The sequence below is a fragment of the Streptomyces sp. SID1328 genome (genome assembly GCF_009865595.1).
In the GTDB taxonomy this organism is placed as follows: Bacteria; Actinomycetota; Actinomycetes; order Streptomycetales; family Streptomycetaceae; genus Streptomyces; species Streptomyces griseoluteus.
Genome location: NZ_WWKH01000731.1, coordinates 1 through 7,575, shown reverse-complemented (window position 1 = coordinate 7,575; position 7,575 = coordinate 1). Strand labels below are relative to the sequence as shown.

7 protein-coding genes are annotated in these 7,575 nt (G+C 73.8%); all 7 read right to left on the bottom strand.

What is annotated here, in order from left to right:
• Positions 1 to 1,001 (bottom strand): GDSL-type esterase/lipase family protein (locus GT030_RS23560; protein ID WP_237522766.1); only part of this gene is annotated, 1,001 nt, incomplete at its 3' end.
• 165 nt (positions 1,002 to 1,166) lie between these two features.
• Positions 1,167 to 1,661: a methylated-DNA--[protein]-cysteine S-methyltransferase gene (locus GT030_RS23555; protein ID WP_161202805.1), complete on the bottom strand. Its 495-nt coding sequence runs from the start codon at positions 1,659 to 1,661 to the stop codon at positions 1,167 to 1,169.
• 8 nt (positions 1,662 to 1,669) lie between these two features.
• On the bottom strand, positions 1,670 to 3,061 hold the full coding sequence (locus tag GT030_RS23550; RefSeq protein WP_161202803.1) for a DNA-3-methyladenine glycosylase 2 family protein: 1,392 nt from the start codon (positions 3,059 to 3,061) through the stop codon (positions 1,670 to 1,672).
• A 72-nt stretch (positions 3,062 to 3,133) separates the two neighbouring features.
• Positions 3,134 to 4,225 carry a ribosome small subunit-dependent GTPase A gene (gene rsgA, locus GT030_RS23545; protein WP_161202802.1) on the bottom strand — a complete coding sequence of 364 codons (1,092 nt, stop codon included), beginning with the start codon at positions 4,223 to 4,225 and terminating at the stop codon, positions 3,134 to 3,136.
• 218 nt (positions 4,226 to 4,443) lie between these two features.
• A complete protein-coding gene (locus GT030_RS23540) occupies positions 4,444 to 4,950 on the bottom strand; it encodes a hypothetical protein (RefSeq protein WP_161202801.1) in 507 nt (168 codons plus the stop codon).
• 182 nt (positions 4,951 to 5,132) lie between these two features.
• Positions 5,133 to 7,091, bottom strand: a complete 1,959-nt coding sequence (locus GT030_RS23535) for a PE-PGRS family protein (RefSeq protein WP_161202800.1) — start codon at positions 7,089 to 7,091, stop codon at positions 5,133 to 5,135.
• A 38-nt stretch (positions 7,092 to 7,129) separates the two neighbouring features.
• A partial coding sequence (locus GT030_RS23530) for a cellulose binding domain-containing protein (RefSeq protein WP_202460474.1) occupies positions 7,130 to 7,575 on the bottom strand: 446 nt, incomplete at its 5' end.

Sequence of the window (7,575 nt, the reverse complement as noted above, 5' to 3'; positions counted from 1 at the left end):
TCGCAGACGGCGTCGAAGGCCCCGCCGGTGCGGATGAACTCGTTGACCCCCAGCCGTACCTTCTCGCGGGCCGGCGTGTGTGCCGGGTAACCGGCGTACGGGGTGAGAGTGACGCCCACGACCCGCAGGTGCCGGGCGTGGGCGCGGGCGACGAGGGTGCGGTAGGCGTCGGCGTAGGCGCTGACGTCGTCGGCGGTGGGCTTGCCGTTGATGTCGTTGACGCCCTCGAAGACGACCAGGAAGCGGACCCCGGCACGGTCGAGCGCGTCCGCGTCGAGCCGGGCGAGGGCGCCGGGGCCGGTGCCGTCGCGCAGCAGGCGGTTGCCGCCGATGCCCGCGTTGAGGACGCCGAGGCGGGGGTGACGCGCGGCGAGCAGGTCGGGCCAGCGGTGGTTGGCGTCGTGTGTGGAGCCGTGGCCGTCGGTGAGCGAGTCGCCGAAGGCGACGACGCTGCCGCCGGCGGTGCCGCGTACGTCGACACCGGCGAGGTAGTACCAGTTGCTGATGGGGGTGCGGTAGGCGGAGCCGTCCTCGTCGGCCGCGTGCCCGGAGCCGACCAGCGCGACCCAGCTCGTCTGCAGGGCGGTGCCGTGCTGGGTGGCGGGGCCGGAGTCGTCCGGGGTGAAGACGGTGACCAGGAGATCGGCGGCGGCCGGGACGGTGAGCCGGACCGGGTCGGTGAGGAGGTCCCGGCCGGGCGGGACCGTCGCGGTGGTCGCGCGTTGGAAGGTGGCGGTGCGCAGGGTGCCGGGTACGGCGTCCGGGCCCTGGCCCTGCCGGAGGGCGACGGTGACCGCGCCGAGGTGCAGCGGGGTGGTGCCGAGCCGGTTGGTGACCCGTACGCGCAGCTCGGGGCCGCCGACGCTGAGGTGGACGATGTTGCGGATCGCGGCGCCGGGCAGGGCGGGGGCGGTGCCGGAGGGGGCGGCTTCCCAGGTGCCGGTCCACGACTGTCCCCCGGCGGCCCGGGCCGGGGCCGGGGTGAGGACGAGCAGCAGCAAGGCCGCGAGGAACCGTACGACGTAGCCCAATGTCCGCCCTTTCGCACCGGGCCCGTCCGCGTGTCCGGGCCGCCGGAGGCGACGGTGTCACACGCGGCGGGCCCACAGGGGGCGCCGGCGCCGGGGGCCCACTCGCACGGCCCAGCGCGGGCGTCCCCTACGGGCTTACGCGTCGCCCAGCACCCCCTCCAGACGCAGCAGCCACATCTTCCGCTCGAGCCCGCCCGCATAGCCGGTCATCGTGCCGTCGGCCCCGATGACCCGGTGGCAGGCGCGGACGACCAGCAGGGGGTTGGCGCCGAGCGCGCCGCCCACCGCGCGGATCGCGGCGCGCGGGGCGCCGACCCGGGCCGCGATCGCGCCGTACGTGGTGGTGGACCCATAGGGGACGGCGTCCAGGGCGGCCCACACCCGCTCGCGGAACTCGGTGCCCCGCACCCGGACCGGCAGGTCGAACTCCTTGAGGTCTCCGGCGAAGTAGGCGGTGAGCTGCTCGGTGGCTTCCCGGAAGGGTCCGGGGTCGTGGCGCCAGCCCTCCTGGACGGTCCGGCCGCCCTTCTGGCCGGGCACGGAGACCGAGGTCAGCGCGCCGTCGGCGTCGGCGGTGAGCAGCAGGGGGCCGACCGGGGAGGCCAGTTCGGTCCAGTAGGGGTTGTCCATGATCGCCATCAGTCGGTCAGCTCCTCGGCGACCCGTAGGTGTTGTACGGCGTAGGACCGCCAGGGCCGCCAGGCTTCGGGCAGGTCCGTACCGGGTGGGGTGACGTCCGGGTCGCCGAGGACGCGCGCCCGCAGGGCGGCGACGGCGGCCGGGGTGATGCCGGGCAGGACATCCAGGGTGCGCCGGGCCTCGTCCCGGTCGGCGCCGGGGTCGAGACGCAGACGGCCGTCGGCGAGGGCGGCGGCGAGCGTGCCCAGCGGCGTGCCGGCCTCCGCCTCGGCGAGGACGGCGGGCTCGGGGAAGAGGTGGGTGAGGGTGCCGCTGGGCGCATCCAGCGCCTTGCCGTACCGGAGTACGAGCCGTGCGACCTCATCGGGCGACCCGGTAAGGACGCGGGCGGCGATCTCCAGCGGGTCGACGGCGCCGGGTGAGCGCAGGCCGGGCCGGGCGGCGACCAGCGGGGCGAGCCGGGAGTCGGCGCCGAGGCGGGCGTCGACGGCGTAGGGATCGGCGTCCAGGTCGTACAGCCGGCGCAGCCGGTGCACGGCGGTGGTGAGGTCACGGGGGTCGGTGAGCAGCAGCCGGGCGTCGAGCCAGCCACCGGGCCGGGTGCCGCCGCGCGGCTCGGGGGTGTGGGCGCGCTCGTGGACGACGGCGATGCCGGTGCCGTACGGCAGCCGCAGGGTACGCCGGTGGACGCGGCCGCCAGGGGTGCCGGTCACCTCCTCGACGCCGGGTACGGCCTCGCGGGCGAGCAGGTCGAAGACGGCGCCGGCCTGGTAGGGGCCCCGGTGGGCGAGGCGCAGCGGGATGCCGGTGCCGGCGGCGCTCCGGCGGGAGCGGGGGGCGGCGTCGCGTACCTCGGTGGGGGTGTGGGCGTAGACCTCGCGGATGGTGTCGTTGAACTGGCGGATGCTGCGGAAGCCGGACGCGAACGCGATCTCGGTGACCGGGAGTTCGGTGGTGCGCAGCAGGGTGCGCGCCGTGTGGGCGCGCTGGGCGCGGGCGAGGGCGACGGGCCCCGCGCCGACCTCGCCGGTGAGCTGGCGCTGCACCTGCCGGGCGCTGTAGCCGAGGCGGGCGGCGAGACCGGTGACGCCCTCGCGGTCGACGACGCCGTCCGCGATCAGCCGCATGGCCCGGCCGACGACGTCCGCGCGGACGTTCCACTCGGCCGACCCCGGTACGGCGTCCGGGCGGCAGCGGCGGCAGGCCCGGAAGCCCGCGCCCTGGGCGGCGGCGGCCGTGCGGAAGAACCGGACGTTGCACCGCTTGGGGGTCACCGCCGGGCAGCTCGGGCGGCAGTAGATGCCGGTGGTCCGGACGGCGAAGAAGAAGACGCCGTCGAACCGCCCGTCGCGGCTGCGCACCGCCTCGTACCTGCTGTCATCGTCCGTCATGCGTCCAGTGTCGGACGTGGGAGGGGGGCCGGGCCAGCGGAAAACGGACATGCAGCCCGGCCCCCCTAGGGGTCAGGTCCAGGGACCCCGCTTGGCCCGCATCGCCGCGCGGCCCTCGGCACCCTTGCGCTTCCAGTCCCTGCGGATCTCGGCGCGCAGGCGGGCGTCGGTCTTGGCGACGATCCACTGGTTCTCGCGGACCAGCTTGCGGTAGCTCTCCAGCCGCCGGACGGGCAGCTCGCCGGAGTCCACGGCGGCGGCGACCGCGCAGCCGGGCTCGGAGGCGTGGGAGCAGTCGTGGAACCGGCAGCGCGCCGCCAGCTCCTCGATCTCGGAGAACACCTGGCCGACCCCGCTCTCCGCGTCGTACAGGCCCACCCCCCGCAGTCCGGGGGTGTCGATGAGCACGCCCCCGCCGGGCAGGGGGAGCAGGTTGCGGGTGGTCGTGGTGTGCCGGCCCTTGCCGTCCACGTCCCGCGCGGCCTGGACGTCCATCACGTCCGCGCCGACGAGCGCGTTGGCCAGCGTGGACTTGCCCGCGCCGGACTGCCCGAGCAGCACGGCGGTACCGGTGCCGATCAGCGCCCGGAGCACGTCCAGCCCGTCTCCGTGCAGCGCGCTGACGGTGAGTACGGGGACACCGGGCGCGGCGGTCTCGACGTCCTGTACGAGATGCGCGAGCGTCGCGGGGTCCGGCACGAGGTCGGCCTTGGCCAGGACGACCACCGGCTGCGCCCCGGACTCCCACGCCAGCGCGAGGAACCGCTCCACCCGCCCGAGGTCCAGCTCCACGGCGAGCGACACGGCGACCACGGCGTGATCCACGTTGGCCGCCAGAATCTGCCCGTCGGACCGCTTGGACGAGGTGGACCGCACGAACGCCGTCCGGCGGGGGAGGTAGGCCCGGACGTACCGGGGACTGCCGCCCTCGGGGTCGACGGCGGCCCAGTCCCCCGTGCACAGCACGCGCATCGGGTCGTTGGGCGTCACGAACGCGGTGTCGGCACGGACGACCCCGTCCGCGGTGAGGACATCACACTGCCCACGGTCGACCCGGACGACCCGCCCGGGAAGCAGACCCTGACGGGCATGGGGGGCGAACTCGGCTTCCCGGTGGGAGTCCCAGCCGAGGGGGAAAAGAGCGTGCGAGGAGGAGAGTTGCAAGGGGAGACCCTTCACAAGGGTGACCCCGGCGAGCGCCTACGGCGCGATCGGATCAGCCGGTGGCCACGGAGGTGGAGTGGATGAACTTCTGGTCGCGGGCAAGGCCCATCACAGAGACAGCCATCGGTCACACCTCCCATTCCTCACTCGGCCTGAATCGCCGGCGAACAGCCGCCGCGCGAAGCGGTTCTCACTCTAGAGGCACCTCCGCCGAGCCGCTATCGAATTTCGCCGCGGAGGGTGGCAGTCGCCGAGGCACTGCCCCGGCGGTCAGTCCCCGACCACCGCTTGAGCACGGCGGGGGCGCTGTGGGGGGCCGGCCAGATCTGGAGGTGTACCTGCTCGATCGCCTCGGAAAGGTCCCCCGGGTTCGCCCTGGAGGCGCGGACCCGGACGAAGCCTGCGGGGACGTCGAAGCGGGCGGCGTCCGGTAGGTAGTCGGTGCAGCCCAGGACCGCGATGCGGCCGGAGGGCACCCGGAGGCTCGCTTCCACCACGTGCTCGAAAGCGTCGGTGGCGTCACCCGGGGGATGGCCGAGCACTTCGACCAGGACCGCGACGTCCCCATTGGACTCGGTACCGATGCCGAGTGTCCGCTCGGATACGGCGAGGGCATCGGACACCGCCTCCTTGGTCCACGCCTCGCCGAGGTCGTCCTCCGCTTCCTCGTCCATCACGTGCAACTGGAAGTAGTCGGCGAAGAGTTGTAGTTGGGTGGTCGTCATCGGTCGATGGTCCCTTGAGGTGCTCGAGCGAGGCGGTGGACGGCGTCGGGCCACGGCGCGGGTTGCGGAGCGTCTTCGGCCGTCATGACCTCCTCCTACGGCACACGTCTTCGGTCCACAGCACGGTGCAGGAGTTGGCCACGTCCCCGAACCTAGTGGCGGGCACTGACAGTGCGTTGCGGTTACCGGTCCAGCAGGTGGTGCATGACGGTTTCCGGGATGGTGGGGTTGGCCGCGGCGGACTTCGCGGTGGTGGAGTCGTTCAGGAGGGTGGCCACGACGCGGGTCGGGAGGCGGGGGTCGGCAGCCGCGGTCTCGCGTACGAACCAGTGCGGATCGTCGAGCAGGCGGATCACGGAGGCGACGGACAGCCGCTCGTCTCCCAGCGCGGAGTGGCGGATGCCCCAGTCCGCGTCCCGGCTGAAGCGTTCCACCAGTTCGGTGGGCGCCTCCGGATCGAGGAGGGCGAGCTTGCGGGTGCGGGGGTCGGGGTCGTCCGCGAAGCGGAGGGTGCCCCGCCGGGGGAAGTTCGGGTGGTCGACCATCCGGGCGACCGAGTAGCCGTTCCAGCTCCGCACCATCTCCAGCAGCAGGGCGGCCGGGGCCTGGGCGCAGTGTTCGGCGAGGAAGAGCCGGACGACCCAGTCCTCGTCGTGGGCCAACAGCTCGGCCACGTCGGGCGGCAGGTTCCTCGCGCACGCGGCGCTGCGGCGGAGCATGACGTGCGCGGAGGTGGCGCAGCGGCGCATGGCCTCCTCGTCGTGCTCCAGGTCCAGGACCCACGGGAGTGGGTGGCAGTGGGCGTCGGGGTCGAACTCGACCGCTACGCGGGCGCGTTCCGCCTCCGTGAGGTCAGGGCGGACGGACACCGACCAGCGGACGCCGGGGTCCGGGTCCTGGCCGAGCAGGGTCACCAAGTCGGCGTCCAGGTGGGGGTTCTGGGCGGCGGCACTGCGCAGGGTGGTCTCGGCGCCGTGGACCAGTTCCTCGGCCAGCTCACGGGTGAGAACGCAGGTGCGCGCGGCGCGTTCCCGCACGGCGTCACCGGGAAGTGCGGCGAAGTCGGCCGCCGGAAGCGGAGTGGAGCCGTGGTGCAGCAGCATGGCTTCGGCGCGCACACCGGCGTCCGGGTCCGCGAGCAGGGCCGTCCGCGCCGGAGGAGTCAGGTGAGTCCAGGCGCGCGAGACGGCCTCCTTGCGTACCTTGGTGTCCGGGTCGGCGGCGAGCGCGACGAGGCGGTGCACCGGCAGGTCGCGGTGACGGACCAGTTCGGCGCGCACGCGCGGGTCAGGGTCGGTGGCGAGCTGGGCGAAGGTCGCGGCGGTGAGCGGCGGGTGCTGATCCACCACGCTGGTGAGGAACAACCACCGGTGTTGCGGATCGGGATCGCGGAAGAGCGCGGCGCTCTGTTCGGCGTTGAGCGGCCGCTCCGCCAATTCCTTGCGCACCCGCCACTCGGGATGCGCGACCCAGGCCGCGACCATGTCCTCGGGCAGTTCCCGGTATTTGAGCCGGGACGAGAGCCGCTCCTCGGGACCGACGTCGAGGAGACGGCGCAGTACGGCCGGAGAGGCGGCGGGATTTCCGGCCAGCCCCTCGCGCCATGCGCCGCGCAGCCGGCCCGAGGCGGTCTTCCACCGCAGGACGACGTCCCACCCGGCCTCCCGCTCCACCGCCCGCTCCCGCGCCGACGACTCCAGCCAGTCGGTGAACGGGGCTACGGCGACGAACCAGACCTCGTACTCCTCGCAGGTGACGCCCAGGAGACTCTCCCCGTCCGGGGACATCGTCACGAACTCCGGCTGACCCGACCCGGGGCCGAGGAGACCGGCCAGATCCCACTGTTCCGCCAGCCGCACCTTGGTCCAGCAAGTACAGCCGTGATTGGCGACGTTGATCAGAAACTCCCCGTCCCCGTCGATCACACCGTGCTCGACGGCGAGCCGGTGCCACTGCCGGTTCAGCTCGGCGACCAGATCGGGACGGTCGTCCCGCACCGCGAGCGTGGGCTCCGTGCTCGCCGCGATCACGGGACGCCAGGCAGCCCGCGCGGGCCACGCGTCGGAGACCTGTCCGCGCCCGGCCCTCTCCAGGCCGGCGCGGTGGAGCAGTTCGTGCAGTTCGCCATGGCGGTCCGTCATGACGGCCATCCTCTCCCTCGGCCGGCGAACGGCAGCGGTCAACCGTTCGCGCAGGGCTCCCCGTTGAGCCTGAACCCCCTGGGGGCCCCGTTCCCCCCGTTGTGTGTCCCCACGAAGCCGAACGCGATCGTCCCGTGGGCGGCCACCGACCGGTTGTAGGTCTTGGCCTCGGCCGTGACCTGGGCGCCGGTCTGGTGCGGCGTCGCGTCCCAGGTCTGGCCGATGTGCTGGCCGTCGGGGAAGGTCCAGGTGAGCTGCCAGCCGGAGAGGGGGGTGTCGGTGGTGATGTGGAGGCTGGCCTGGAAGCCGTCGCTCCATTCGTCGTCGAGGTGGTAGGCGACGCGGCAGGTCGTGGGGGTGCTCGTGGCGGGCGTCGGGGAAGGGGTCGCGGAGGGCTTCGGTGCCGGGGGCGCCGGTTTGCGCGACCGGGTCGGAGTCGGGATCGGGGAGGCCGGGACCGGGACGGTGCGCGTCGTCCCTGCCG

Coding starts and splice junctions, on each gene's coding strand:
- GT030_RS23550 (WP_161202803.1), bottom strand. CDS start 3,061: ATGACGGACGATGACAGCAGGTACGAGGCGGTGCGCAGCCGCGACGGG.
- GT030_RS23535 (WP_161202800.1), bottom strand. CDS start 7,091: ATGACGGACCGCCATGGCGAACTGCACGAACTGCTCCACCGCGCCGGC.
- GT030_RS23555 (WP_161202805.1), bottom strand. CDS start 1,661: ATGGACAACCCCTACTGGACCGAACTGGCCTCCCCGGTCGGCCCCCTG.
- GT030_RS23540 (WP_161202801.1), bottom strand. CDS start 4,950: ATGACGACCACCCAACTACAACTCTTCGCCGACTACTTCCAGTTGCAC.